Below are 24,333 nucleotides of genomic sequence, written 5' to 3'. Positions count from 1 at the left end.
TTGTCATGATGGAACAGACTATGTTGCAGCCGGTATTGAATTACCTGCTCAGCTTGCAAGATAGTATTTGCCAACAATTGGAAGCTGTTGATGGTGGAGGACGTTTCCAACAGGATGAGTGGCAGCGGGAGCAAGGTGGTGGCGGCCGCTCTCGAGTTATGAAAGAGGGCGAAACTTTTGAACAGGCTGGCGTGGGCTTCTCGCATGTATACGGTGAGCAGTTGCCAAAGAGTGCAACAGCGCATCGGCCTGAACTTGAAGGTCGTGATTTCAATGCCTGCGGCGTGTCTTTGGTCATTCATCCACGGAATCCCCATGTGCCGACCGTTCATCTTAACGTCCGGTTCTTTATTGCTGAAAAGGAAGGAGAGGATCCCGTTTGGTGGTTTGGTGGAGGCTTTGACTTAACACCTTATTACCCCTACACCAATGATTGCATTGAGTGGCATAAAAAGGCGAAAGCATCGCTCGATAAAGTAGATCCTGCTCTCTATGACAAATACAAAGTGTGGTGTGATGATTATTTCTATTTGAAACATCGAAATGAAGCGCGTGGCATCGGCGGTATTTTCTTTGATGACTTGAACGATCGATCGTTTGACGAGGCATTTGACGTAATCAAAGCGGTTGGCGATGCTTTTTGTGAAGCTTATGTGCCTATCGTAGAACGTCGCAAAGAACACGAATACTCAGAGCATCAACGTCAATTTCAATTGTATCGCCGTGGTCGTTATGTTGAATTTAATCTAGTCTGGGATCGAGGCACCTTGTTTGGCTTACAAACCGGTGGTCGAACCGAGTCAATTCTGATGTCGATGCCCCCGTTAGTGCGGTGGGAGTATGACTGGCAACCGCAGCCTGATTCAGCCGAGGCCGCACTGACGGAATACTATTTGCTACCGCGGGATTGGGCTGCCATGGACTATGTTAATGAGTGATAAGCTAGGCGTTTTCGGTAATCCAATTAAACACAGTCTTTCACCGAGAATACACAGCTTATTTGCTGAGCAAACCGGGCGCAGTGTTGATTACCAGCGTCTATTAGTCAGCCCTCACGGTTTTCCTAAAGCGGTAGCTCGGCAATTTTCGCAAGGCTTAGCTGGCGCCAATGTAACGGTGCCATTTAAGCAGGTGGCGTATCAGCTTGTAACTCAACATATGGGTTCTGCGGCACACAGCGGTGCCGTTAATACGCTTATTAGCGCGCCTCATGGTGGCCTGATCGGTGCCAATACCGATGGCGACGGGTTAGTCGCTGCGCTCAGATCGAAAGGCGTTAGTTTAGCGGGGCGCCGCATTCTCTTGCTTGGGGCCGGCGGTGCGAGTCGCGGTGTCATGCCAGCGCTTAATGCCGAGAAGCCGGATGTGATTTGGGTGTGGAACCGCACAGTGGAACGTGCCGAGCAACTTGCTTCGCTATTTAATTCGGCGCAGGCGTTACGGCATTGGTCTGATGCGCGTAAACCTGACCTCATTATTAATGCAACCAGTGCAAGTCTGTTTGGCGAGTCGTTGGCGCTCCCCGAACATATCATTGATACCGATACCCTTGGTTATGACATGGTTTACAGCCGTGATGCGACGGCTTTTCAAAGTCAGTTCAAGGCATCCGGTGGTGGTGTTTGTTTTGATGGTTTAAGAATGCTCGTGGAACAAGCGGCGGTCAGCTTTAGCCTTTGGTTCTCCTGTGACAAACCTAAAACCGAAGCCATCTATCATCAGTTGCGTAATGAGTTAGCCAAGCTTGACTAATGCGAGGTTGGCATTCACACCGATCTCGTTAAGAGCTCTCAGCCAACGGATTTGATTTGGGCGTAATGTGTCGCCTGGACCTTTAACTTCGATCAGCATGACCTGTTTATCGCGATACAACCATAAGTCGGGAAAGCCGGCGCGATTGTTGTGTACGTCGCGAGCGATACGCTCAAAAATAGCCGCCCATTGCTGACTATGGAGGCGTAACCACCAATCTATGAGCGCACTCTTATCAACACCGGGCCAGTAAATAAACGGATTCGCGAGGCCTATTTTTTCATCGATAACCTGAGTAATACGTTGCGTTACGGTGTCGGGGCTGTGCTTGATTTCATCAAGTCGTTTTTTTATTAACGCTTCGCGACGATGATAAAACTCATGACTATTGAGATCTCTGGGGCCTCGCTGAAACGGGTGAACAAAGGCCCCCTCGATATCTTCAAATATGATATCCCAAAAAAGAATGCCAAATAGTGTTTGTGGGATTGTGTTTTCGTGGTGTGCACCCTGCCAACCTTGCTGCTCAAAGTGAGTTAAGGTTTCTGCTTCTATTGAGGTTCCCCTCGATGCAAAGCTTAAATGGTACGTTTCAGGCTCGATTTGCTGTGCCTTAGGCTCAGCAAACCAACGTGACAATAATTGCTCAGCAATAGCGTGCTCTGGGTCGTTCCATGGGTCCCTTGCCATTTGATTCAGGGTCGAATAAGCCTGCTTATTGTTACCTTGCTTTCTGTAAATTCTTGCCATTCGCTCGCGGGCAGGGGGGCGAAATGACTGCTGATAAATCTTTAGAGCATCGTCGAGTGCATCGGCTCGTTCACAGTCCCGCGCGAGCTTATTGCAGAGTCGGCTATAGGCGCCCCGAAATTTCTTCCATCCTTGATGATTTGCTGCGCGTTTATACCAGTCGCGGATAATACGTATACGCTCAGTTAAGCCTTCTGTATCGGAGTAACGCTGGCGAAACGCACTCATCGCATGGTAGTTAGCAACATCCTCAGAACTATTGAATAAGCTTTTAGGTCGAATCGTGTAGGTTTCATAACGAACATGACCGAGTGCTGTCTTAATAAACTCGGTGAGATCTTGATGCGCGTTGCCAAAAAATAGTAGCGATAAGCGATCAAAGTTTGCTTGTTGTGTTAACGCATACCATTGCAGTTGAGCTGCGACTAGCCATGGCGTTGGACATGCCCGTAATGCCTCGAGAATGTCGGCTTTCTTAGCCGATGCAGAGAGCGTGCAGCCGTTTTCTCGCGCCAACTGCAGTAGTTCGGCGCGCTTTAACAGCTCAAGTCCTTCAGGACTATCAATCTTATGATATACGTTCAGCCAGCCCTCACGCTCAAGCGCGGCGAGTGCTCGATCGAGGTTGATTTCGGAGTAACTTAGGGCATCCCCCCGAAATTGTTGACCGCGGCGACTCGATAACCGGATCCATAGTTTTTGTGCGTCAGTGTTGAGCAACTCATAGCGTGCGAGTGTCAGCCGTGTCTCTTCATCCAACAGCGTATCGTGGTGGTGTCGCACCCAACGCAAGATAGTATTGAAGTTCTGCCAATAGTAATCGGGCTGATCAACATCAGCGGGTTCCCAACGCATTGAATTCTCGATATATAAGTTAGTCGATTATAAAGGTACGCTTAGTTTGGAAGAAAAGAGTATAAAAAAACCGACAGTGTGACTAGACCTTGTCTCATTTTGTGGTAGTCTACTTAGTCTGCTCGATTCGACATGTAGTCTGGCCTCGAAAAATCGGGTAGCAAAAATAAGTTTCCACAGCGAAACAAATAATAAGAAGTAGGGCACATAGGGTAGCCCGCCGTTTGAAAATCCCTTTTTAAATCAAGCAGTTACAACCAATCGAGCACACGATAACCATTTGGTTCTATTCGTGGGGTGAGCTATTGTCAACAGATTTATCCACAGCGTATCCACATTGACTGACTAGCCTTGTTTCAACGCCTATGGCATTCTTAGCCTATTAATTTTTAGATCAGCGAGAATCGCATTCATGGCGCAGACAGTACCTGAGAATCCTTTCATTTTAGTCGATGGCTCCTCGTATTTATTTCGAGCTTTTCATGCTCCGCCACATTTGACCAACTCAGCCGGAGAACCCACGGGTGCAGTTTATGGCGTCGTTAATATGCTGCGCAGCTTGCTTAAGCGTTACAAGCCGTCGCATATGGCGGTGGTATTCGATGCCAAAGGCAAGACGTTTCGCAGCGATATCTATGATGAATATAAAGCTCATCGTCCGCCAATGCCGGACGACTTGCGCACGCAAATTGAACCCTTACATGCCATTGTTAAGGCAATGGGACTGCCATTATTGTGTGTTGAGGGCGTCGAGGCGGATGACGTGATTGGCACGCTGGCTAAGCAAGCCGGTGATAAGGGTCGATTTACGCTGATAAGCACCGGCGACAAGGATATGGCGCAACTGGTTAATGATCATGTCATGTTGATTAATACCATGACAGATACGTTGCTTGATGAGTCAGGCGTGATCGAGAAATTTGGTGTAAAACCGAACCAAATTATCGACTACTTGGCGTTGATGGGCGATAGCTCAGATAATATTCCGGGTCTTCCCAAGGTTGGTGAGAAAACAGCGCAGGCGATGCTTCAAGGTATTCCAAGCATCGACAAAATCTACGAAGATATTGATGCGGTGACAGAATTGGGCTTTCGGGGCGCTAAATCAATGCCGAAGAAGTTGGAAGAATTCAAAGACCAACTGTTGATGTCGCGTGAGTTAGCAACTATCAAGTGTGATGTTGAGCTCGAGTGCGGCCCCGATGCGTTAACGATTGAGCCGGCGGACACCGATCAGTTACAAACGCTGTATGGCAAAATGGAATTTCGTCGTTGGCTGAACGAGCTATTAGAAACCGGCGCGGCAACGGATCAAGCCTTAGGCGAAGCGAGTCCTGCCGAAGAGCAAAGCGAACAGTTCAGTGTTAACCGCGATGCGTACAAGACGTTATTTAATGAAGAAGAAGTCTCTGATTATATTGAGCAATTAAAATCAGCAGACGTTATCGCATTTGATACTGAGACCACCAGCCTTAACTATATGGAAGCGCAACTCGTCGGTGTTTCGTTTTCAATAGTGGAAGGCGAAGCGGTTTACATACCCGTCGCGCACGATTATGTCGGGGTCGAACAACAAGTGGATCGTGACTGGTTGTTAAAAGTCTTAAAACCACTACTCGAAGATTCCAGTATTGCCAAAGTAGGTCAGAATCTTAAGTACGATGCGCACATTCTACGCCGTTACGGTATTAAGCTTCGTGGTATAAAAAATGACACCATGTTGGCGTCGTACGTTTATAATAGTGTCGGTTCGCGTCACGATATGGACACGCTCAGCCTTCAATATTTGAATCATAAGCCGATTAAGTTCGAAGAGATTGCGGGCAAAGGAGCAAAACAGCTTACTTTTAACCAAATTGAGCTGGCGCAGGCAGCACCTTATGCTGCGGAAGATGCCGATATTACGTTGCGGTTGCATCATATTCTATGGGACAAAGTCCACCAGACCGGTGAGCAGCTCGCTTCTGTGTTAACCGATATTGAGGTGCCTCTGGTCAGTATTCTAACCGACATGGAAGAGTACGGCGTAAAAGTTGATGCTGAAATGCTCGGTAAACAGAGTGAAGAGATCGCTAACAAGCTAGATGAACTCGAGCAAAAAGCCTTTGAAATTGCTGGTGAAGAGTTCAACCTCGGTTCACCTAAGCAACTGCAGCAAATTTTGTTTGAAAAGCTTGAGCTACCGGTCATCAAAAAAACGCCGAAAGGCGCACCGTCGACCGCTGAGGAAGTGTTGCAAGAGCTGGCGCATGACTACCCTCTGCCGGATGTGATTTTGCAGCATCGTAGTTTGGCTAAATTGAAGTCGACCTACACCGATAAATTACCGCGTATGATTAACCCCGACACTGGACGCGTGCATACTTCGTATCAGCAAGCTGTCGCCGCGACGGGTCGATTGTCATCTACTGAACCCAACTTACAGAATATTCCGATTCGTACGCCCGAAGGGCGCCGTGTTCGCCAAGCCTTTGTGGCTGAGGAAGGCTTTACGGTCGTAGCTATCGACTACAGTCAGATAGAGCTCAGAATCATGGCGCATTTATCGCAAGATGCCTCGCTGCTAAGAGCTTTTGCCCAAGGCCAAGACATCCACCGCGCGACGGCCAGTGAAGTGTTTGGTTGTAGCTTAGAGGAAGTTACTGACGAACAGCGTCGCCGAGCTAAGGCGGTTAACTTTGGTTTGATATACGGTATGTCTGCGTTTGGGTTATCGCGCCAACTCGATATTCCTCGACATGAAGCGCAAGCCTACATGGACAAGTACTTTGAGCGTTTCCCGGGTGTTTTAGAATATATGGAAAATACCCGCGAAACAGCGAAGAAACAGGGTTATGTATCGACACTCTTTGGCCGTCGCTTACCGCTTCCGGAAATCAAAGCATCTAATGGTGCTCGTCGCAAAGCAGCCGAGCGCGCAGCGATTAACGCACCGATGCAAGGTACAGCGGCCGATATCATTAAGCGAGCAATGATTAAGGTAGGCGACTGGATCGATGAAAAAGCCTGTCAGTCAGATGTTCGGATGCTGATGCAGGTGCACGATGAATTAGTTTTTGAAATTCGTACAGAACATGCCGAGAGTTATGCCAAAGCCCTTGCTGATGTGATGGGTGAGGCGGCTGACTTGGATGTGCCACTGCTTGCTGAGTATGGCTTTGGCGCGAACTGGGATGAGGCGCATTAATTTTTTTGAGAAATTTTGAACTTTCTTAATTAGGGCGACTCTGAATAAGTGAAGGCGAGAGGTAAGCCTTCAAAAATTTGTTCTCCCTGGATTGTTTTTAGCCCGGCCTTTTGGTCGGGCTTTTTTATTTGTTTTTCTGCGGGATACCTGCAAGTCCGCTACGACCACGGCGGTTAGCAAACCAAACACCGATTAAAATAGCGAGCATGCCCAAACCGTGCTGCAGAAAGAAGGGCTCGCCATCAAGCACTCCCAGCATCATAGCGACAATGGGAATCAAGTAAGTCACCGAGCTGGTGAACACGGTGTTGGTCAGCTGTACCACATAGTTGAAAATGATCAATGCACCGGCGGTGCCTACAATTCCTAGTACGAGTACAGCAGTCAGTGAAAGTGGCGCGTCAGGTCGTTGTGTATGGGCTAAAAAGTCAGTACCTATAAATAAGAAGATCGCTGCTGGAATACTGGCCATAAGGAGTGATACGCCCGTAATTGTTAGCGGCTTTAGGTCGGCAATTTTATGTTTAATTAGATTTAAGTTAATGCCGTAGCATACGGTTGCAAGCATGACCAATAACGCATAGCTATTAAACGTAAAGGAGCCATTTGCGGTTGCGGTAATCAACAATACGGTGCCAACTAAACCAATGACGATACCCACCCACTGTGCCCAGCGAGCTGACTGGCTAAACAGCAATACGCCAATCACGAGCGTCGATATGGGGGTTAACGCGTTTAATACACCCGTAACACCGCTTTGTAGCTGAGTTTGTGCGATAGCAAACATAAAGGCAGGTATGAAACTGCCTACTAAACCCACGCATGCCAGTTTAAGCCAATGTTTACGCGAAATTTGTCGCAATTTCGGCAGAATTAAAGGTGTTAGAACAATGCCCGCTGAGGCGATACGCAAGGCACCTACCTCAAGTGCAGTAAAGGCAATCAGTCCCTTTTTAATGAGTAAAAATGAACTGCCCCAAATGAGTGCTAAAAGACCCAGCAATAGCCATGCTTTTAGCGGCGGATTTTCTGAGGAGCTATGAGTCATCGCTTTGCACAAAGTTATCGTCTACAGGAGATTCGCCTAAAAACCATTGGTCGAGTTTATTCTCGAGTTGATCAATACCGAACTTTTTAAGAGAAGAAAACACCTCAACTTGAACATCACCATTAAAGGCAATCGCTGCTTGGCGCGCTTTTAGTAACGTCGACTTTCGAGCACCTTGTTTGAGTTTATCGGCCTTGGTTAATAGGGCCAATACTGGGATACCGCAATCCACCGCCCAATAAATCAGCTCTTGGTCGGTCTCACGAAACGGATGGCGAATATCCATGAGCACGACCAACCCTTTGAGCGAATCACGCTTTTCTAAGTACTCGGACAGTGAACGTTGCCACTGCTCTTTGACCTCCATGGGAACCTTGGCAAAGCCATAACCTGGTAAATCAATTAAGCGTTGACCGGTTGCGGTTTCAAAGACGTTAATTAATTGCGTTCGCCCAGGTGTCTTACTGGTCCGCGCTAAGTTGCGTTGACGCGTGAGCGTGTTCAACGCACTGGATTTCCCGGCGTTTGACCGGCCGGCGAAAGCGATCTCGATACCACTATCCTCCGGCAACTTGCGTATATTAGGGGCACTGGTAATAAAGGTAGCTGTTTGATAATTGATGCGCTTTTCTGACACGACAGGCTCACTTGCTTGTAAAATGTTCACTAATGCGCCGTATTATGAAGCATCTGTACACTTTCTCCAACGCTGAATTGCATAAACAATGTGCATTAGACGTTTAATCGTGCGTTGTTTTGTGTAAAATAAGCTACCGTTAGATGCGATCGGTTCAGGCACGAGGGTGCCTCACAGAGACAAGAGAAGCAGACATGAAAAAATTCGCGATCATTCTAGGATTGTTTATTAGTTCGACCAGCGTTGCGATGGCGCAACAGGGTGATGTCGAAGCAGGGAAACAAAAGTCTCAGGTATGTGCAGCATGTCACGGACCTAACGGCGTTTCCCCCTCAGATATGTATCCCAACTTAGCAGGTCAACACCCCAAGTACATCTATAAGCAGTTGATGGACTTCAAAACCGCCTCTGAAACAGGCGGTGAACAAGGTCGTAACAATGCTATCATGATGGGCCAAGTTGCTAACTTGTCGGAACAGGACATGAAAGACTTAGCCGCTTATTTTGCAGCACAAGATCCTGCAAAAGGTGATACCCCAGAGGACCTGATCGCTAAAGGCTCAGATCTATTCCGTCGCGGTAACCCAGAGACAAATATTCCATCATGTGCGGGTTGTCACGGACCACGCGGTAACGGTATGGGTCTTGCGGCTTTTCCTGATATTTCAGGCCAGCATCCGGCGTACGTTATTTCTCAATTAGAAAATTTCCGTAGCGGTAAGCGCGCCAATGATCCTAATGGCATGATGCGCGGTGTCGCTGCAAAAATGACCGATGAAGAGATGAAGTTACTCGCTGAGTACTTACATGGTCTGTATTAATAAGTGATTTTAATTCTGAAGGGTGGCTCGAATGCCACCCTTTTTTATTTCATTTGTTATGTTTTTATGCGTTTTTTACGTCTTATAAACAAAAATGTTATAAAAAAATGAATTTTTAGAGCGATAAAATCATTGAACTCATCCGTATAAATACGTAGTCTGTAAAGCGTCCGAGGGAGATACTGTCTTCCCAGACAAAAATAATAAAAAGACTGTTTTAAAACAGCGATAAAAATCGATACACAAAAATAACAATAAATCGATTCTGGATTTCGTTTCGCAAAAACAATAATAATTGAATAGAAATCCAGGGAGTAAAACGTAGTATTGGTTGCTCCTTTCAATAATAACAACAACTAGAAAACTAGGTTACGGAAGACCGAGACAACAACTCGGAAGCAGTGACAACCATTCTCATAGTTGCAGTGCGCTGCCAAATATGAGAAATAAAGGCGATGGAAACATCGCCTTTTTTCTTTTCTAAAGAGCCTATTATGTTGTTATGCCCACTATGTCACGCTTCTAGTTCATTCTATGCACGCGATAAAAGACGAGCCTTTCATCAATGTAGGCAGTGTAGACTCGTATTTGCTGATCCAGCAACTCATGTTGATCGAGAAGAAGAAAAGCGGTTATACGAAACACATGAGAACGATCCGCTTGACCCTCGTTATAGGGCTTTTTTAAATCAACTGTGGCAGCCACTGCAAAAAGTGTGTAGAGATTCCGGCTACCGAACAGCACTTGATTTTGGTTCCGGTCCAGGCCCAACTTTACATCTAATGATGGAAGAGTCGGGTCTTAATGCACGTCATTACGATCCTATCTATTCACCCGATGAAATACTGTTGAGTCATAGCTATGATGTGGTGACCTGCACCGAGGTTATCGAGCACTTTTTCTACCCACAACGAGAATTTGCACAGTTACGTCGTTTAGTTAAATCGGGCGGTACGCTAGCGACGATGACAAAGCCCTATGTGTCCGCGGAACGGTTTCCCAACTGGCATTACAAAAATGATCTCACCCATGTGTCGTTCTTTAATGACGAGACATATCGGTATATCGCTGAGCAGTTCGGATTTCGAGTCGAGCGAATCACAAATGAAGTAACCTTCTTTCGTTGCATTAAATCCTGCTGATTACAAGCGTGCTATGCGTTACAATAGGCACAACTTTATGAAATAAGGAGTCGGCTATGACTCGTAAGAAGAAAACACGCAAAACCGGTCCTCTGGCGCCGTCGAAAGCGCCCAAAGAAAAGCGCCAAGTTGAAAACCTATCTCGCGGTAAGAAAAAGGGTAAAGGACAGCCTGCGGGCAAACGTCATAGTGAACCTAAGCGGGAGCAACAGCCCGGTCAACACAATGAACTGCAAACGGATCCGCGAAAGGGAAGTAAACGTAAGATCGAATTGGTGCCTGTTGCTTCGGCAACGGCTGAAACGGCGCTATCGCCTCAACAAGAGCTTGAACAACTGCAAAGTGATTTACGATTGCAGGAGTTGGTTGAGCGTTTTGAGCAAGGCGAAGTGCTATCAAATGACGATCAACGTTATCTCGATGAGCAGTCTGAACGCTACGAAAAGCTAGCAAGTCAGCTAGGTCTCGATCTTGACGATGATGACGATGAGTGGGATGACGAGGAGTATTGATGTCTACATTAGCGATCATTTTATACATACTGGGTGTCATTGTTATCGTGGGGTTAGCTGTCTATGCGGTGACCTTGCTGAAGCGTTTACGCTATCAAAACCAGCTTCGCCAACAGGCTGTTAAGAAGCGTGTCGATCGTATTGATGAGAGCATTATCACAATTGCCAAGGGCATGCAGCAAGATCAATGTCCACTGTCGGAGGGATGTTTGCGTATTGTTGTGCTGCTGGATCATCGTCCTGAATCGACGGAGTATGACTACTCGAAAGATTATCCTGCAATGCATGATATGTACGAGCGAATCAAACATATGCCGACGCACGAAAACCGTAAAAAGTTTCCTAAGCAAAAGATTAAGGAACTTGATAAAGAGCGTGAGGGTTATGAGGTTGAGTTGAAAGACGTTATTTTAGCTGACGTCGAGAAATTGTTGCGCGAGTTTCCCACTCGGTAAAAGGAAGCGCCGATGTTATTTAAAGGCATTCGAGAAGATATAAAAAGCGTCTATAGTCGCGATCCAGCGGCCCGCAACGCCTTTGAAATACTCTTTAATTATCCTGGATTACATGCGATTTGGCTGCATCGATTCAGCCATCGCTTGTGGATGTTAAAACTCTATTGGTTGGCTCGTTTTATTTCCAATCTTGGGCGCTGGTTTACTGGGGTTGAGATTCATCCAGGCGCCAAAATTGGACGGCGATTCTTTATCGATCACGGTATGGGTGTAGTCATCGGTGAAACGGCGGAGATAGGCGATGACGTGACTTTGTATCATGGCGTGACTCTAGGCGGAACGTCTTGGAACAAAGGTAAACGGCATCCGACGTTAAAAAATGGCGTAGTCATCGGGGCGGGTGCAAAGGTATTAGGTCCGTTAACGGTTGGAACTGAAGCTCGAATCGGTTCAAATGCTGTAGTGGTCCGTGATGTACCTGAAGGTGCCACGATGGTTGGTATTCCTGCGCGCGTTGCTAAGTCAGGTCAAGACAAAGAAACAAACGAGCGAAGAGCGAAGATGGCAAAAGCTTATGGCTTTGATGCTTACGCTATCGCAGCTGATAACCCCGATCCAGTGGCAACAGCCATTGGTCGAATGCTCGATCATGTACACGTATTGGATCAAAAGGTCTCGGATTTGTGTCAAGCAGTCAACCGGTTAGGCGGTGACGTCTGTGGTGAATTGCCTGAAGTCGAGATGGATGACGTGGCGTTTCTGGAAGAAAAACAACGTGCTGCACAACAGCGCGAAGCGCAGCACGAAAGTAAGCACGAAGCAGACTAATTTTTCAGATTGAAGCGCTCAATAAGCTCGTATAATTCATACGATGTGCGCTTCAAGTCATCACTGGATTTTTGAGTACTTTCTGATGTTTGCTCGGTTTGACGAGCAATTTCGGCAATTTCTGAGAGCTGTTGGTTGATGTGTTCTGCAACGCCTGATTGTTGTTCCACGGCTGAGGCCATTTGCGTAGACATATCTGCAATTTGCTCAATAGAGGATGATATCTGCGACAACGCGTTATCTGCGCGCTTCACTTTATCGACACCTTCTGCCGCCGATTGTTCACCCTGCTGGGATACCGTGACCGCCTCTTTTGCGCGGCCGCGTAATTGGTTGATAACGTTGTGAATACTATCGGTCGACTCTGAGGTTCGGCGAGCGAGGTTACGAACTTCGTCCGCGACCACGGAGAAGCCTCGCCCATGTTCGCCCGCACGCGCAGCTTCAATCGCCGCATTCAATGCCAACAGATTGGTTTGTTCGGCAATCGATGAAATCAGATCGGCGGCTTCGCCAATTTCAGCGGTCGAGGCATCAAGCGCTTCCACGGTTTGTGCTATCTGCTTAACCGCTTCATGCAGTTCGACAATGACCGCACTCGCTTGACGCGCAAGGTTTACACTTTCATCGGTATTCTGTTTCGCGCTATCCGCTTGTTCTGCGTTTTGCTCAACGGTTGCCGCCACCTGTTGAATGGTCGTCGACATCTCGTTCATCGCAGCCGCTGTTTGGTCGGTGGCTTGAGTTTGACGTTGCACGTGCTCGTTCGACGTTTTGGCTTGTTGACTTGTATCATCAGCAACCCGGAGTAAACGCCCAACAGCATCTTTTATTCGTGCTAATGCTGTTCGGTTGCGCGCGCCTTCACTGAGTAACATCAGTGATAACTGAGCTTCTCGACCTTGAGCGTTAAAGTAAGTGCTACCGACTAGCTCATCATGAAACGCCTCAGGTCGGATATCCAACATACGTTGCATGATAGAAGACACGTAGCGCGCATACCACAACCCACTTACTGCCATTGCAGCAAAAGTTGTTGCACCGGCTTGCCAAGATCCAAACAGCGAAGCCGCGATAGTTGCAGCAATACCCGGTACGATCACCGGTAGCAAGTCGCGCAGTGCGTAATACGTGCTTGTCGCTACAGGCACAGGGCGTTTGCCTTGATTTATGCGTTGGTAAATAGTCATTGCGCGTATTTTACGCTCATCGGAGGTTTTTACCCGCACCGACTCAAAGCCAGCGGGTTTTCCGTCATGAATAATGGGTGTTACATACGCGCTTACCCAATAGTGGTCGCCATTTTTACATCGATTCTTAACCAGTCCCATCCATGGTTGACCTTTCTTAATGGTCCTCCACATATTTTCAAAGACAATAGCGGGCATATCGGGATGACGTAAAATGTTATGCGGCGAACCAATTAATTCTGCTCGGGTATAGCCGCTGACTTCTACAAAATCGTCATTGCAATGGGTAATGACACCCTTGCGATCGGTCGATGAGATGAGGCGATACTCATCCGGAATATGTCGTTCTTTTTGAGTGATGGGTCCGTTATCTTTCATAATATCCCTTTTAACTTGATATACATCAAGGATATACGATTATCGGAAAAATAAAAAAAATCTTTAGGAAGTGTGGAAGGTTTTGGGGCTGGCAATAAAAAACGCCGCTAAAAAGCGGCGTTTAGAATTCTTTTTAAACGTAGATTACATAGGAACTACGTTTTCTGCTTGAGGACCTTTAGGACCTTGAGCAACAGTGAAAGAAACTTGTTGGCCTTCAGCTAAAGTTTTGAAACCGTCAGCTTGGATTGCACTGAAGTGAACGAAAACGTCTGCGCCGTTTTCTTGTTCGATGAAACCAAAGCCTTTAGCTTCGTTGAAAAACTTAACTTTACCAGTAGTAGTAGACATGCTGATATTCCTCGTAATGCATGTGAATTAAAAATGCTCAGAAATTGGTATTACTTGGACTTACAAAACGAGGTACAGCAAAGAAGGACTTCGTACACAAATCTCAAAACAATAGCCGAATTTCATCAGCGATCATCAGTATATACCCTTGTTTAGGTCTGTCAATTAAACTCGGGCTTATTTTAGCCAGTTTTTGCTGATGTGTCGGAACGTGTCGGTCCCTGACTTTTCTAACCACTCAAAGGCAACCATTTCTGAAGTCACGATTTGCACACCGGCCTCTCGCATACGTGCAACGGCCGTGTCTTTATCATTAGGTCGACGAGAACCGACTGTATCTGTGGGCAAGAATACTTGATAGCCTTGTGCCACAAGGTCCAGCGCCGTTTGCATGACACACACATGGGTTTCCATACCCATGATTACAATTTGCTTTTTGTCGTATTCTTTAACCACATCTTGAAACGTTGATTCACGCCAGGCGCTAAAATGTGTCTTCTCGACAACACGTGCGACTTCGATAATTTCTGCCAATGCAGAGACCGTATAGCCTAATCCCTTAGGATATTGCTCGGTAATTAGTACGGGAACGTCAAGTTGCAAACCGATCTCGCCCAGCCAACGCATTCTAGAAGTCACAATATCGCGTTGGTGAATCGCTGGTGTAATGCGCTCCTGAGCATCGACAACCAAAATAATTGAATCATCACGTTTTAACAGCATACGACTGACCTTAATTCTCAATGTTTGAACTCATACTACCGAAAAGGTGTGTGATGTACATAGTGCTTTGGTCGCAACGGGGTTCGCTAACGGTCAAAAAAACCGCAGAATATTTGCAGTTTTGTCCCCTGATCGCTACAATTTCGGCCTTTTCAGCCCCCTCTCTTTCAAAAAGGTGATACATGGCTACCGTACTGATCTTAATGGGTTCGCAATCTGACTGGCCAACCATGCAGAAAGCTGCCTATATGCTCAAAGACTTGGGCGTAAGCTGGGAAGCAAAAGTGGTTTCAGCACACCGTACGCCTGATTTGCTCAAATCGTCTATGGAGCAAGCAGAAAAGGATGACGTAAAGGTAGTCATCGCAGGTGCGGGTGGTGCCGCTCACCTACCCGGCATGCTTGCCGCACACACGTCGATTCCTGTGCTGGGTGTACCGGTATCGAGCAAACAGCTTAAAGGACTTGATAGTTTGCTTTCTATTGTGCAAATGCCCAAAGGCGTAGCGGTAGGTACTTTGGCGATCGGTGACGCAGGTGCGGCTAATGCCGGCTTACTCGCAGCACAAATTGTCGGCTCATTCGACGCGACCGTGCGTCAGCGTGTGACCGAGTTTCGCAACCAACAGCGCGATAAAGTAATGGCGAATGCAGACTTGGAGTTACCAGAATGAAAGTACTGATTTTAGGTAACGGACAGTTGGGGCAGATGCTGGGTAAAGCGGCTATCCAGCAAGGTCATGAATGTATTTTGTACAGCGACCGCGACCATCAAGTGAAGGCACTGGGTAGCCAGCAAGCACTGGCTTTAACCTTGGAAGAAGCAAAAGAGTGGGCTGACGTTGTCACTTGGGAACATGAACACCTTGCCGATGAACTGATTGATGCGACCGCAGATAAGTGGTTATTAAAAGCCAGTTTGTTCCGTCAATTAACCGACCGTCGCACGCAAAAAGCCCTGTGTGACACGCTAGAGATTCCAACATCTGAATGGCAACCTTTTAATGACGCTGCTGAGCTCGAGAGCATTTTGGCTGACTGTGACCGTGCTGTTGTCATTAAATCAGCCAAGGGCGGCTATGATGGTAAAGGTCAGTGGCGCTGGAAGCCCGGTCAGGCTAAAGATGACATCATCGCCGAGGCGGGACAACGTCCGGGTATCGTCGAGGATATGATCGACTTTAGCGATGAAGTCTCAGTTGTCGCAGCACGCGATCATCATGGTGAACAGCGCGGATATCCATTGACGTTGAATGTCCATCGCAAAGGCATTCTGGCTTATAGCATTGCCGGTGCACAGAGTTTTTCCGAAGCACTGGAGCGTCAAGCACAAGCGTATCACCAAAAACTGACCGATGAACTCGATTATATTGGCGTGTTGGCTATCGAGTTTTTTGTGGTGGGCGAGGGTGACGACCAGCAATTATTGGTCAACGAAATTGCGCCGCGTGTTCATAACTCGGGTCATTGGACGATGAGTGGTTCAAATTGTGACCAGTTTAACCTGCACATGCGCGCAATTACAGGGTTACCCACGCCTGATTTACTGGTTGCTCCCACATTGATGCTAAATGCCATTGGCATTGACGGTTTTCCGGAAGTGTTATGGGAAGCCGGTGCCGCTGATTGTCATTGGTACGGCAAAGACGCGCGCCCCGGTCGTAAAGTGGGCCACGTCAACCTCATGGTCGACAGTGCTGAACGCGCTCATAAGCTCGCCGACCAATGGTGCGACGAGCTACAAGTGCTAAAAGACGCTTAAAGGCGCTCGATTAACCACTTCTGCATATCCTCAACCTGCTCCATGCACAGTGAATGCGGCATGGGGTAGGTTTGATAAGTCACTTCGTAACCCATCTCTTTTAAATGCGCCACAGCCCGTTGACCGAGCGTTTCAGGAACAACGGGGTCTTGCGTACCGTGTTGTACTAAAATCGGCAGTGAACGATTAGCCTCGGCAGGTTTTATGTCACCTTGCGTTGCGAAATAAGTCGAGTGTGCCATCAAACCACCCAAGGGTTTGGGGTAGGTTAACGCGGCCTCATAGCCGACCGCACCGCCTTGTGAAAAGCCAGCAATAATAATGCGTTTGCTATCAATGCCTTGCTCTATTTGCTCATCGATCATTTGATGAATCGCGGCAGCAGAAGCGCGTAATTGGGTCGCATCAATCTCACGATCAATGGTCATCGCTGTGATGTCATACCAAGCGGGCATCACCATACCTTGATTAATGGTGACCGGAAGACGTGGCGCGTGAGGGAATAAGAAACGTACGCGGGCCGGGGCCAAATTTAAGTGTTCAACCATGGGGACGAAGTCGTTTCCCGAGGCGCCCAGTCCGTGCAACCAGATAATGACCGCATCGGCGGGTTCGCTTGGATCGTGTTTGATTACTTCTAACTGCATAAAATCTCCTAATTAAAGGCTGGATACGAACCCAACCAGCGAATTTGATTCAACTCAGCGAGCTTTTTGAGCGCCTTTTGTACCGAAGGGTCCTGTTCATGACCATCAAAATCAATGAAAAAGTGATACTGGCCAAAATCATCCCCGGTAGGACGTGAAACAATCGATGTTAAGTTAATGCCTTGCTCGGCAAATGCTTTCAAACTATCGACGAGTAAGCCCGGGTGGTCATTATCGTCGATCAGCATCACGCTACTTTTCCAACGTCTATCTTGCAGTGCCAGCAAGGGCTCCGCGTGCGCGGATAGTAACACAAAGCGCGTTTGGTTTTTGTGGCTATCGGCGATAGTACGCTGAATGCAATGCAACTGTTCTGGGCAGGGTATATGGCTCGGGACGATGGCGGCCGATGGCTTATCGGCGGCGATTAACTCATTTAACGAAGCGGTGTTGCTTGCGGTATGCACAATCGGTAATGACAGGGTATTTAACGCGTGATGACATTGGCCAGCCGCGACAAACTGCGCCCACACCTGTTCGGGTTTCTCGCTATTGGCGAGCAAATGATACTGAATCGGTAGTCGGTATTCTGCGTGAATATACAATGGATGGTGCGCGAAATAGTCGACAACGGGCGAAACGAAACCATCAATCAGATTTTCGATAGGAACGACCGCAAGTTGCGTGTCATTTACACTGTGCAGGACATCTGCCAACGTGCTTTTAAACACGATGGGCACTGAATCGCCTAACTGCTGCTGAAAGTGCTGCGCGGCACGCTCCGAGAACGTGCCGGCAGGACCGAGTGTCACTAACTGTTCAATCATAAAACCTTTACTTCTTATAGTGTTCGAACCAGGCTAACGCGTGTTCGATCTTGGCAATCATATGTGAAGGACGGTGGGTTACACCGTGAGATGCGCCGGGCACACGTACCATGGCGGTATCGATGTGGCGCAATTTCAGCGCTTGATAGAACTGCTCGGTTTCCGAAATGGGCGTGCGGCGGTCATTTTCTCCAGTAAATAGCAACACAGGCGTCGAGACATTACCTACGAGTGACAATGGCGAACGTTTCCAATAATGGTCTAAATCCTCCCATGGCATCGCCGGAAACTGATTGGTAATTTGCCCAATGGAACTATCTGCCGTGAGTACTTTACTGACCCAGTTAATCACAGGGTTGGTGGCCGCTGCTGCATTAAATCGGTCAGTTAAGCCTACCGCATAAGCTGTGGCAATACCGCCCGCCGAGCCACCGGCTATAAACAAGTTATCGGCATCAACAAAGCCCTTATCAATCATCGCATCAACACCGCTCATGTGATCGGCAAAGTCATACTCTGAGGCGTAGTTGCCATCGAGTAGCATCGCAAAGTCTTTACCGTATGAGGTACTACCACGATAGTTTACATACAGAACGACGTAACCTTCAGCCGCGTAGCGCTGGTGCTCGGCCGCAAAATGAGGACCGTAAGACAGATGCGGACCACCATGAATTTCAACGATCAGCGGATACTCTTTATCCTCGTCAAAGTCGGGGGGTGTGATATACCAACCCTGAATCGGTTGATCATCGTAGCTTGAGTTGTATGTGATTTCGTGTACCTTGCCGAGCTTTTTGTTGCCCAACAAGTCTTCGTTAAGCTGAGTCAACGTTTGTGTTTCATCCCCAGACGCTTGATAACCTACATCAGCGGGACGGTAAGGAGTACCTTGCGTATAAGCGATAGCGCCATTATTCGAGGCACTGAAACTGCCCATCGTATATGGACGACTGACATAGGTACCTGACACATCATCAGCGCGGCGGGTTAATTCATCGTCAAGACTGACGTTGGCGATCACGGTTTTACCGCGGTCTGCAAATTGCACCGCAATCGTGTCTGCGCCATTCCACTGTGGGTTGGCAAACGAGCGATCCAATTCACTTTGCAGCTCGCGCTTTTGTTTCGAGGACCAGTCCATGACCCACAGTTCACCTTTGTGATAAGGAACCGGCTCATCACTACTGTGTAAATAAACCAAACGCTCACCATCGGGTGAAAACTGTGGTGCGTATTCCTGACCCGCCGTCTGAGTGATGCGCGTGAGCTGCTGAGTCTTCACATTAACGGCATAAAGGTCACTGTCATTCACCTCATAGGCCCAGTCTTTGTCGCGGTTAGCGGAAAACACGATCGACTCGCCATCGTGGCTCCAAGTCAGCGGCCCAGAATGGCGGAACGCCCCCGTGGTTAATTGCTGTACACTGCCACCGGTCGCTGGAACAGTAAAAATTTGTGCATGTGCGGGTTTTAGCACACCTTGACCATCGCTTTGATAGTAAGCTTCTTGCACAACAACCGGTTGCCCACCCCAGTCGGCGCCCTCCGGTTTAGTGGGACGTTTTACTTTCTTTTCAAAGGCCGTTTTTTCTGCCGGCACATCCATTAAGAACGCGATCGACTCACCATCAGGTGACCAGGCCAATTGACTTGGCGATTCATGCACATGGGTAATCTCTGCGTGCTTATCTTGGTTGAGCCAATACACATGAACCTGATAACTGTCCTTGCGATTAGATGTTAATGCCAGCTGTTGACTGTCAGGTGACCAAGTTAAGTTGCCGTAGGCGTCGCCCTTATCAAAGAGCGGATAATGTTGATTTGATGCCGTATCAAGGATCCAGACCGAGCGCTCGGTGTTGTCCTTCATATCGTTAAAGCGATTACGAATGTACGCGATATAGCGCCCATCAGGCGAGATGCTTACATCGTTGGCATACTCAAGCTGAAAGATATCGTCGATAGCAAAATAGTCATTGGTTTGCGCGTTAATAGACGGTGACAATGTTGCAAGCCCAATAACCAGGGCGGATGTTTTTAACCACATAATGCGTCCTTAATTTTTATTCTAACGGGTGTTCTGTAAACGCTTCGAAAAATCATCATTGAAACCGCGCTAAAACGCTCGAAGCCAAGCCACGAACATGATTAAATGTTCGCTATCATTTACCTATTTGAGCTTTGGATCGCCTGCATGTCTCAGCCGCATCGACAAACCCGCGCTCGTATCTTACTGACAAATTTACGGGACAATGCCAAACAATTAAAGTCGTATATCGACCAGCAGCCGATGCTAGGCGTTATAAAAGCGGACGGATATGGTCATGGCGCGACAGAAGTGGCGCATGCAATCGCGGATTATGTAGAGAAATACGCCGTTGCATTTATTGATGAAGCGATCGCGTTACGCGACTCAGGTATCGACAAACCCATCGTCATTTTGCAGGGGGTATACAGCACAGAAGACTGGTTGCTATGCGCTGAGCAGCAGTTTGAACCCGTAATACATAACGCGCAGCAAATTGAGTTTCTGAGCGAAATCACTTCGGAAGCCAATCGGGTTAACGTTTGGCTGAAGCAAGACTCAGGTATGCACCGATTAGGCTTTTTTGCCGATGACGTCGAAGGGGCGGTAGGGCAGCTTCGTGCGCATGCGCTGATCAACCAAATTGTGCTGATGACTCACTTTGCTGAGGCGGATAATCCTGAGAGCCCACTGACCGCGATACAGTTAGAACGCTTTTATGCGGTACTCCATGTGGTGCGCGATAAAATAGATGGCGTTAGCGTGGCAAACAGTGCCTTTATGTTGGGTGACGATGTACTGGACGCGATGGGCCTGACTAAATGGTTTCGGGCTGGGATTGCGCTTTATGGGCAAAACCCTTCTCAGGCTAAATTAAGCGATGCTGAACTACTCAAACCAACCATGGTGCTTGAAGCGCCCGTGATCGCGTTACGCACAATTCAGCCAGGTGAAACCGTAGGTTATGGGAGTCGCTGGCGAGCACAACGAGAGAGCCGTATCGCGACGGTGGCAATAGGTTACGCCGATGGCTACCCGCGTAGCTTACCCGATGGCACACCGATGATTATTAATGATCAAGTAGGCTGTTTAGTCGGTCGTATTTCGATGGATATGATTACTGTCGATGTGACCGATATTGAGGGTATTGAGCTCGGCGATAACGTTGAGCTCTGGGGTGAACAGCTACCGATACAAGTGATTGCCGATCAAGCGCGGACAATCACTTACGAGCTATTTGCTCAAGTGACACGTCGCGTGCCACGCGTTTATGCAGACTAACGTTTGTTGCGACGTTTTAGGTAAAACCAAACACCGGTCATAGGTAGTAGTAATAGCGCAATCCCCCCTGCCAAAATAACCAAGGTCATGGCGGTGCCACCGATAGCCGCCACATGCAGCGGATAGATCATATGGGACACTTGCTCACCTAAGGGGCGTGTCCGCACATCCGTAATGCTGGAAAGTGTCCCTGTTTCATCAAACGCAATGTAATTACGACCATTCGGATGCCACTCATCAGGCCATTTTAAGCGCATGCGCCCTGAATCTAAATAAATTAGGCGAATATCGGCGTTAGGTAGGACGGTACGGGCGACTTCAAAGCGTTCCTTCCAGTGTGTTGCTGAGAGTTCGGGTACTGAGTGGTGTATCCGTGAATCGGTCATCGGTAATAGGGTGGTTAAACCGCCTTTGACCGTGCTCGCATACATAATCGCACTACCAGTAAGCATCAGTAATGCCACCGGGATAAAGACGATAGCACCGGTGCTGCGGTGCAATTGCCATAAGGTTTGCATGCCTTTAGCCGAGAACGGGTTATAAAAGCGTACGGCGAGGTTTTTCCAGCGCCATTGTCGCTTAGGCCACCAGCGTACTAGCCCGGTGGTAATCAATACCAAGGCAAGTAGCGACAATACTCCGAGGATGTCCTTGCCGAACTCATCAAGCGCAAGATGATGGTGCAGTTCGACAAACCAGCTCACCGTGTCAGCGTAGGGCGCTCGAGTAAGCAGTTGCTCACCTTGAGGGCCAAAATAATGATGGTTACCGTCACCATCAACCAGCTCAAACCAGGGACGGTCGTCAGTAGGAAGATACGCGTACCCTGCCGTATAGTGATCGGCAATAGTTGCTGATGTCGCTTGCGACACGGGATTGTCGAGTCGCAGACTGGGGTATTGCCACATCAGCCACTGATTTTTGAATAACAGCATTGAGCCCGTCACTGCCATGAGCAGAACCCAGCCACTCAGCACAAGGCCAAGCCAGCGATGCCACTGTGTCAGTGACGGTAGCTTAATGCGCTTCACGTATGACTTACCAAGCGTAGTTCCAGTTTAAGCTGATAGTACGTCCGCGACCGGTAAAGTTACGGTTATCACCACCGACCGTTTGTGCATAGTAGGTGAAGTAGTACTCATCGAATAAGTTCTCGATACCGAGTGCAAATTGACCATAGTCGCGAGTTTCAAGCAAGACCGATGCATCGACGGTGTTATAGCCATCAAAGTTATTAACGGCTTCGGCACCTGAGTAGATGTCGCGGTCAAAGAACTTGTTCCATTGTACCCGGCTCGAAACTTGTCCAGTCCATTGTTGTGACCAGTACAGGTTCGCGCGTTTCGGGGCGATATTACGACCACCAAGCTGTGTATCGACTTGGTTATCGCCATCACTGTCAAACTCGCCGTCAGTATCAGCGTAGTTCAAACCAAATGCCGTATCGTTCGAGAACGCATATTCTGCGCTGGCTTCGATACCGTCGATTTCAGTGCGTTCACGTTTAACCGAGTAAATGCCATCAGCATCCGCTTGCAAACGAGCGCCTAAATCCGATTCAGAACGGTAATAGCTGATTGAAGCGCGCCATGCGTTGTTGTTGAACTCGACGCCGATTTCCTCGTTATCAGCAAGTACTGGCTGTAAGTCTAAGAAGCTACTGACACTCAAATCAGGTGTTGAGATACCGCGCAACACACGCCCTACGTCTGGCATGCTAAAGCCTTCAGAGTAACTCGCGAATACACGCCAGTTATCGTTCAACGCATAAACTGCGCCTAAGTTGGTGAGCAATTCATTGAAGCTTGGCTCGCCACCTTCAACGAACACACTGCCGTAAGAGGCGAGGGTGGTGAAGCTATCTGCTTTGAGCTTGCCGTATTCGTAACGTAAACCACCACTCAGCGTGAGTCCGTTGGCTTGATAGCTCAACTGTGCGTATGGCGCCCAGTTTTCAAATTCAGTCTCCGGTACCCACTTACGACCGGTTTGTGCGAGCTCTTGGAACGTCTTATCGTTCATGAAGTCGACACCTGCTGTTACATCAACAGGCAGGTCAGCAACTTTTGCCCAGTTCATGGTAATGCGAGAACCATACTTACGCGAGTCATTTCGAGACTGGTCAAAGATATCATCGCCGTACTGCGGATCTTGGAAGGTAGCATAGTTGCCGCCACCATAAAGTGCGGAGAAGTCTTGCAAGAACAGCTGCCAGTTGAGGTCAGCACCTAAAATATCGGTGTTTTTATATGTCAAACTACTGGTGGTGACTTCGTTTTCTGGTGCATCGCCTGGGTATTCACCTTCGACCGATAGAGCAGGAACGCCCAGTTCGCGGTTACCTACAGTAGCAAAGTAATCACCATTACCCGCCATATCAAAGTGATTGACCATTAACGCCAGTGACTGAGTGCTATCAATGCGGTATTCACCTTTGAAAAACACGTCGTAGCTCTTCGAGTCCATGGTGTCGCCTTGTGTGGTATCGACACCAATTAACTGACCCTTACCATCCACGTACATACCGGTATCGCGGTATTGTGCACCAGCAACAAACTTCCAATCGCCCTCGGCGTGACGTACTAAATAGCCCGCTTCGTAGCTGAGCCCTTCTGAGATTTCGCTATCGGGTGCTGTGAAACCGGCGTTTACTTCTTGCGTGGTGCCTTCTTGCGCTTGTTTAGTGACGATATTAATAATACCGCCGCTCGCGCCTAAACCTTGAATAGCGCTGGCGCCATGGATGACTTCTACACGCTCAATCATGAACGGATCAATGGTGTACGCCGCGCGCGAACCATCCCGTAATGGGTTGGACTGAGGCACGCCATCAATTAAGTATAGTGGTTGGCGGCCGCGTAATGTTTCGCCCGATGAGGTTAACTTTTGACGCGAGGGAGAAAATGCAGGAATCAACTTGCCGAGGACATCAGAAAGCGACTCTGCAACCATCATTTGCTGGCGCAACTGCTCTCCATCAATGACGGTCACCGTAGCTGGAATCGCGCTTTGAGGGATTTTAGTCCGTGTTGCAGTAATTTCGATGGTCTCATCGACACCTGTACGGTTAACTTCGTCTTGGGCCAACGCCTGACCCGATACAATGGATGCAATTAAAAGAGAAAGCAGCTTCTTGGACATGAGAATCCTTATCATTTTCT

The 24,333-nt window shown here is 48.1% G+C and carries 22 protein-coding genes; 11 read left to right on the top strand and 11 right to left on the bottom strand.

Annotated features, from left to right (window positions below):
- Positions 1-8: 8 nt before the first annotated feature.
- A complete protein-coding gene (hemF, locus tag AC3AP5_RS11495) occupies positions 9-938 on the top strand; it encodes an oxygen-dependent coproporphyrinogen oxidase (RefSeq protein ID WP_487327312.1) in 930 nt (309 codons plus the stop codon).
- Positions 931-1,752: a shikimate dehydrogenase gene (gene aroE / locus AC3AP5_RS11490; protein ID WP_487326750.1), complete on the top strand. Its 822-nt coding sequence runs from the start codon at positions 931-933 to the stop codon at positions 1,750-1,752. The genes hemF and aroE overlap by 8 nt, the downstream gene beginning before the upstream one ends.
- Here the strand turns inward: aroE and AC3AP5_RS11485 are convergent.
- Positions 1,735-3,357 carry a VRR-NUC domain-containing protein gene (locus AC3AP5_RS11485; RefSeq protein ID WP_487326749.1) on the bottom strand — a complete coding sequence of 541 codons (1,623 nt, stop codon included), beginning with the start codon at positions 3,355-3,357 and terminating at the stop codon, positions 1,735-1,737. The genes aroE and AC3AP5_RS11485 overlap by 18 nt on opposite strands.
- A gap of 412 nt (positions 3,358-3,769) precedes the next feature.
- On the opposite strand from AC3AP5_RS11485, the gene polA reads away from it, so the two are divergent.
- Positions 3,770-6,544 carry a DNA polymerase I gene (gene polA, locus AC3AP5_RS11480; RefSeq protein ID WP_487326748.1) on the top strand — a complete coding sequence of 925 codons (2,775 nt, stop codon included), beginning with the start codon at positions 3,770-3,772 and terminating at the stop codon, positions 6,542-6,544.
- Positions 6,545-6,668: 124 nt separating this feature from the next.
- Here the strand turns inward: polA and AC3AP5_RS11475 are convergent, their stop codons facing one another.
- Positions 6,669-7,592 (bottom strand): DMT family transporter, encoded by a 924-nt coding sequence (locus AC3AP5_RS11475; protein ID WP_487326747.1) that lies wholly within the window; start codon positions 7,590-7,592, stop codon positions 6,669-6,671.
- A complete protein-coding gene (yihA, locus tag AC3AP5_RS11470; RefSeq protein WP_040487530.1) occupies positions 7,582-8,229 on the bottom strand; it encodes a ribosome biogenesis GTP-binding protein YihA/YsxC in 648 nt (215 codons plus the stop codon). Before yihA ends, AC3AP5_RS11475 begins: the two co-directional genes overlap by 11 nt.
- 194 nt (positions 8,230-8,423) lie before the next feature.
- On the opposite strand from yihA, the gene AC3AP5_RS11465 reads away from it, so the two are divergent.
- From AC3AP5_RS11465 to cysE, 5 genes are all read left to right on the top strand, one after another.
- On the top strand, positions 8,424-9,050 hold the full coding sequence (locus AC3AP5_RS11465) for a c-type cytochrome (RefSeq protein WP_006954101.1): 627 nt from the start codon (positions 8,424-8,426) through the stop codon (positions 9,048-9,050).
- Positions 9,051-9,505: 455 nt separating this feature from the next.
- Positions 9,506-10,192 carry a class I SAM-dependent methyltransferase gene (locus AC3AP5_RS11460; protein ID WP_487326746.1) on the top strand — a complete coding sequence of 229 codons (687 nt, stop codon included), beginning with the start codon at positions 9,506-9,508 and terminating at the stop codon, positions 10,190-10,192.
- Positions 10,193-10,248: 56 nt separating this feature from the next.
- Positions 10,249-10,704, top strand: coding sequence for a Der GTPase-activating protein YihI (gene yihI, locus AC3AP5_RS11455; protein ID WP_487326745.1), 456 nt, complete (start codon positions 10,249-10,251; stop codon positions 10,702-10,704).
- The gene (locus AC3AP5_RS11450) at positions 10,704-11,159 is read left to right on the top strand and encodes a DUF2489 domain-containing protein (RefSeq protein WP_006954098.1); all 456 of its coding nucleotides are present in this window, start codon (positions 10,704-10,706) and stop codon (positions 11,157-11,159) included. The genes yihI and AC3AP5_RS11450 overlap by 1 nt, the downstream gene beginning before the upstream one ends.
- A gap of 12 nt (positions 11,160-11,171) precedes the next feature.
- Positions 11,172-11,987, top strand: coding sequence for a serine O-acetyltransferase (gene cysE, locus AC3AP5_RS11445; protein ID WP_006954097.1), 816 nt, complete (start codon positions 11,172-11,174; stop codon positions 11,985-11,987).
- Here the strand turns inward: cysE and AC3AP5_RS11440 are convergent.
- The 3 genes from AC3AP5_RS11440 to AC3AP5_RS11430 form a co-directional block, all read right to left on the bottom strand.
- A complete protein-coding gene (locus tag AC3AP5_RS11440; protein ID WP_487326744.1) occupies positions 11,984-13,555 on the bottom strand; it encodes a methyl-accepting chemotaxis protein in 1,572 nt (523 codons plus the stop codon). The genes cysE and AC3AP5_RS11440 overlap by 4 nt on opposite strands.
- 144 nt (positions 13,556-13,699) lie before the next feature.
- Positions 13,700-13,906, bottom strand: a complete 207-nt coding sequence (locus tag AC3AP5_RS11435) for a cold-shock protein (protein WP_006954095.1) — start codon at positions 13,904-13,906, stop codon at positions 13,700-13,702.
- Positions 13,907-14,083: 177 nt separating this feature from the next.
- The gene (locus AC3AP5_RS11430; RefSeq protein WP_272978749.1) at positions 14,084-14,629 is read right to left on the bottom strand and encodes a hydrolase; all 546 of its coding nucleotides are present in this window, start codon (positions 14,627-14,629) and stop codon (positions 14,084-14,086) included.
- Between the two features lie 182 nt (positions 14,630-14,811).
- On the opposite strand from AC3AP5_RS11430, the gene purE reads away from it, so the two are divergent.
- Positions 14,812-15,303 (top strand): 5-(carboxyamino)imidazole ribonucleotide mutase, encoded by a 492-nt coding sequence (purE, locus tag AC3AP5_RS11425; RefSeq protein ID WP_006954093.1) that lies wholly within the window; start codon positions 14,812-14,814, stop codon positions 15,301-15,303.
- Entirely contained in the window at positions 15,300-16,391 is a 1,092-nt protein-coding gene (locus tag AC3AP5_RS11420; protein WP_272978746.1) for an ATP-grasp domain-containing protein, read from the top strand. Before purE ends, AC3AP5_RS11420 begins: the two co-directional genes overlap by 4 nt.
- Here AC3AP5_RS11420 and AC3AP5_RS11415 read toward each other — a convergent pair.
- The 3 genes from AC3AP5_RS11415 to AC3AP5_RS11405 are packed head-to-tail and all read right to left on the bottom strand — an operon-like array spanning position 16,388 to position 19,912.
- On the bottom strand, positions 16,388-17,038 hold the full coding sequence (locus AC3AP5_RS11415) for an alpha/beta hydrolase (protein WP_006954091.1): 651 nt from the start codon (positions 17,036-17,038) through the stop codon (positions 16,388-16,390). The genes AC3AP5_RS11420 and AC3AP5_RS11415 overlap by 4 nt on opposite strands.
- A gap of 8 nt (positions 17,039-17,046) precedes the next feature.
- Complete coding sequence (locus AC3AP5_RS11410) at positions 17,047-17,865, bottom strand: prephenate dehydratase (protein ID WP_272978744.1); 819 nt, start codon at positions 17,863-17,865, stop codon at positions 17,047-17,049.
- Positions 17,866-17,872: 7 nt separating this feature from the next.
- The gene (locus AC3AP5_RS11405) at positions 17,873-19,912 is read right to left on the bottom strand and encodes a S9 family peptidase (protein WP_487326743.1); all 2,040 of its coding nucleotides are present in this window, start codon (positions 19,910-19,912) and stop codon (positions 17,873-17,875) included.
- A 105-nt stretch (positions 19,913-20,017) separates the two neighbouring features.
- Here AC3AP5_RS11405 and alr point away from each other — a divergent pair, with 105 nt between their 5' ends.
- Positions 20,018-21,172 (top strand): alanine racemase, encoded by a 1,155-nt coding sequence (gene alr / locus AC3AP5_RS11400; protein WP_487326742.1) that lies wholly within the window; start codon positions 20,018-20,020, stop codon positions 21,170-21,172.
- On the opposite strand, the gene AC3AP5_RS11395 is transcribed toward alr, so the two are convergent.
- Together AC3AP5_RS11395 and AC3AP5_RS11390 are read right to left on the bottom strand one after the other, a co-directional pair.
- A complete protein-coding gene (locus AC3AP5_RS11395; protein ID WP_287830370.1) occupies positions 21,169-22,203 on the bottom strand; it encodes a PepSY-associated TM helix domain-containing protein in 1,035 nt (344 codons plus the stop codon). The two genes, alr and AC3AP5_RS11395, sit on opposite strands and share 4 nt — an antisense overlap.
- Before the next feature lie 7 nt (positions 22,204-22,210).
- Positions 22,211-24,313 (bottom strand): TonB-dependent receptor, encoded by a 2,103-nt coding sequence (locus tag AC3AP5_RS11390; RefSeq protein WP_272978737.1) that lies wholly within the window; start codon positions 24,311-24,313, stop codon positions 22,211-22,213.
- Positions 24,314-24,333: the final 20 nt, after the last annotated feature.

The organism is Idiomarina sp. D18 (assembly GCF_057748155.1).
Note: the sequence above shows the minus strand (reverse complement) of the source record. Positions and strands in the feature narration are given on the sequence as shown.

Coding starts and splice junctions, on each gene's coding strand:
- hemF (WP_487327312.1), top strand. CDS start 9: ATGGAACAGACTATGTTGCAGCCGGTATTGAATTACCTGCTCAGCTTG.
- aroE (WP_487326750.1), top strand. CDS start 931: ATGAGTGATAAGCTAGGCGTTTTCGGTAATCCAATTAAACACAGTCTT.
- AC3AP5_RS11485 (WP_487326749.1), bottom strand. CDS start 3,357: ATGCGTTGGGAACCCGCTGATGTTGATCAGCCCGATTACTATTGGCAG.
- polA (WP_487326748.1), top strand. CDS start 3,770: ATGGCGCAGACAGTACCTGAGAATCCTTTCATTTTAGTCGATGGCTCC.
- AC3AP5_RS11475 (WP_487326747.1), bottom strand. CDS start 7,592: ATGACTCATAGCTCCTCAGAAAATCCGCCGCTAAAAGCATGGCTATTG.
- AC3AP5_RS11465 (WP_006954101.1), top strand. CDS start 8,424: ATGAAAAAATTCGCGATCATTCTAGGATTGTTTATTAGTTCGACCAGC.
- AC3AP5_RS11460 (WP_487326746.1), top strand. CDS start 9,506: ATGGAAACATCGCCTTTTTTCTTTTCTAAAGAGCCTATTATGTTGTTA.
- yihI (WP_487326745.1), top strand. CDS start 10,249: ATGACTCGTAAGAAGAAAACACGCAAAACCGGTCCTCTGGCGCCGTCG.
- AC3AP5_RS11450 (WP_006954098.1), top strand. CDS start 10,704: ATGTCTACATTAGCGATCATTTTATACATACTGGGTGTCATTGTTATC.
- cysE (WP_006954097.1), top strand. CDS start 11,172: ATGTTATTTAAAGGCATTCGAGAAGATATAAAAAGCGTCTATAGTCGC.
- AC3AP5_RS11440 (WP_487326744.1), bottom strand. CDS start 13,555: ATGAAAGATAACGGACCCATCACTCAAAAAGAACGACATATTCCGGAT.
- AC3AP5_RS11435 (WP_006954095.1), bottom strand. CDS start 13,906: ATGTCTACTACTACTGGTAAAGTTAAGTTTTTCAACGAAGCTAAAGGC.
- AC3AP5_RS11430 (WP_272978749.1), bottom strand. CDS start 14,629: ATGCTGTTAAAACGTGATGATTCAATTATTTTGGTTGTCGATGCTCAG.
- purE (WP_006954093.1), top strand. CDS start 14,812: ATGGCTACCGTACTGATCTTAATGGGTTCGCAATCTGACTGGCCAACC.
- AC3AP5_RS11420 (WP_272978746.1), top strand. CDS start 15,300: ATGAAAGTACTGATTTTAGGTAACGGACAGTTGGGGCAGATGCTGGGT.
- AC3AP5_RS11415 (WP_006954091.1), bottom strand. CDS start 17,038: ATGCAGTTAGAAGTAATCAAACACGATCCAAGCGAACCCGCCGATGCG.
- AC3AP5_RS11410 (WP_272978744.1), bottom strand. CDS start 17,865: ATGATTGAACAGTTAGTGACACTCGGTCCTGCCGGCACGTTCTCGGAG.
- AC3AP5_RS11405 (WP_487326743.1), bottom strand. CDS start 19,912: ATGTGGTTAAAAACATCCGCCCTGGTTATTGGGCTTGCAACATTGTCA.
- alr (WP_487326742.1), top strand. CDS start 20,018: ATGTTCGCTATCATTTACCTATTTGAGCTTTGGATCGCCTGCATGTCT.
- AC3AP5_RS11390 (WP_272978737.1), bottom strand. CDS start 24,313: ATGTCCAAGAAGCTGCTTTCTCTTTTAATTGCATCCATTGTATCGGGT.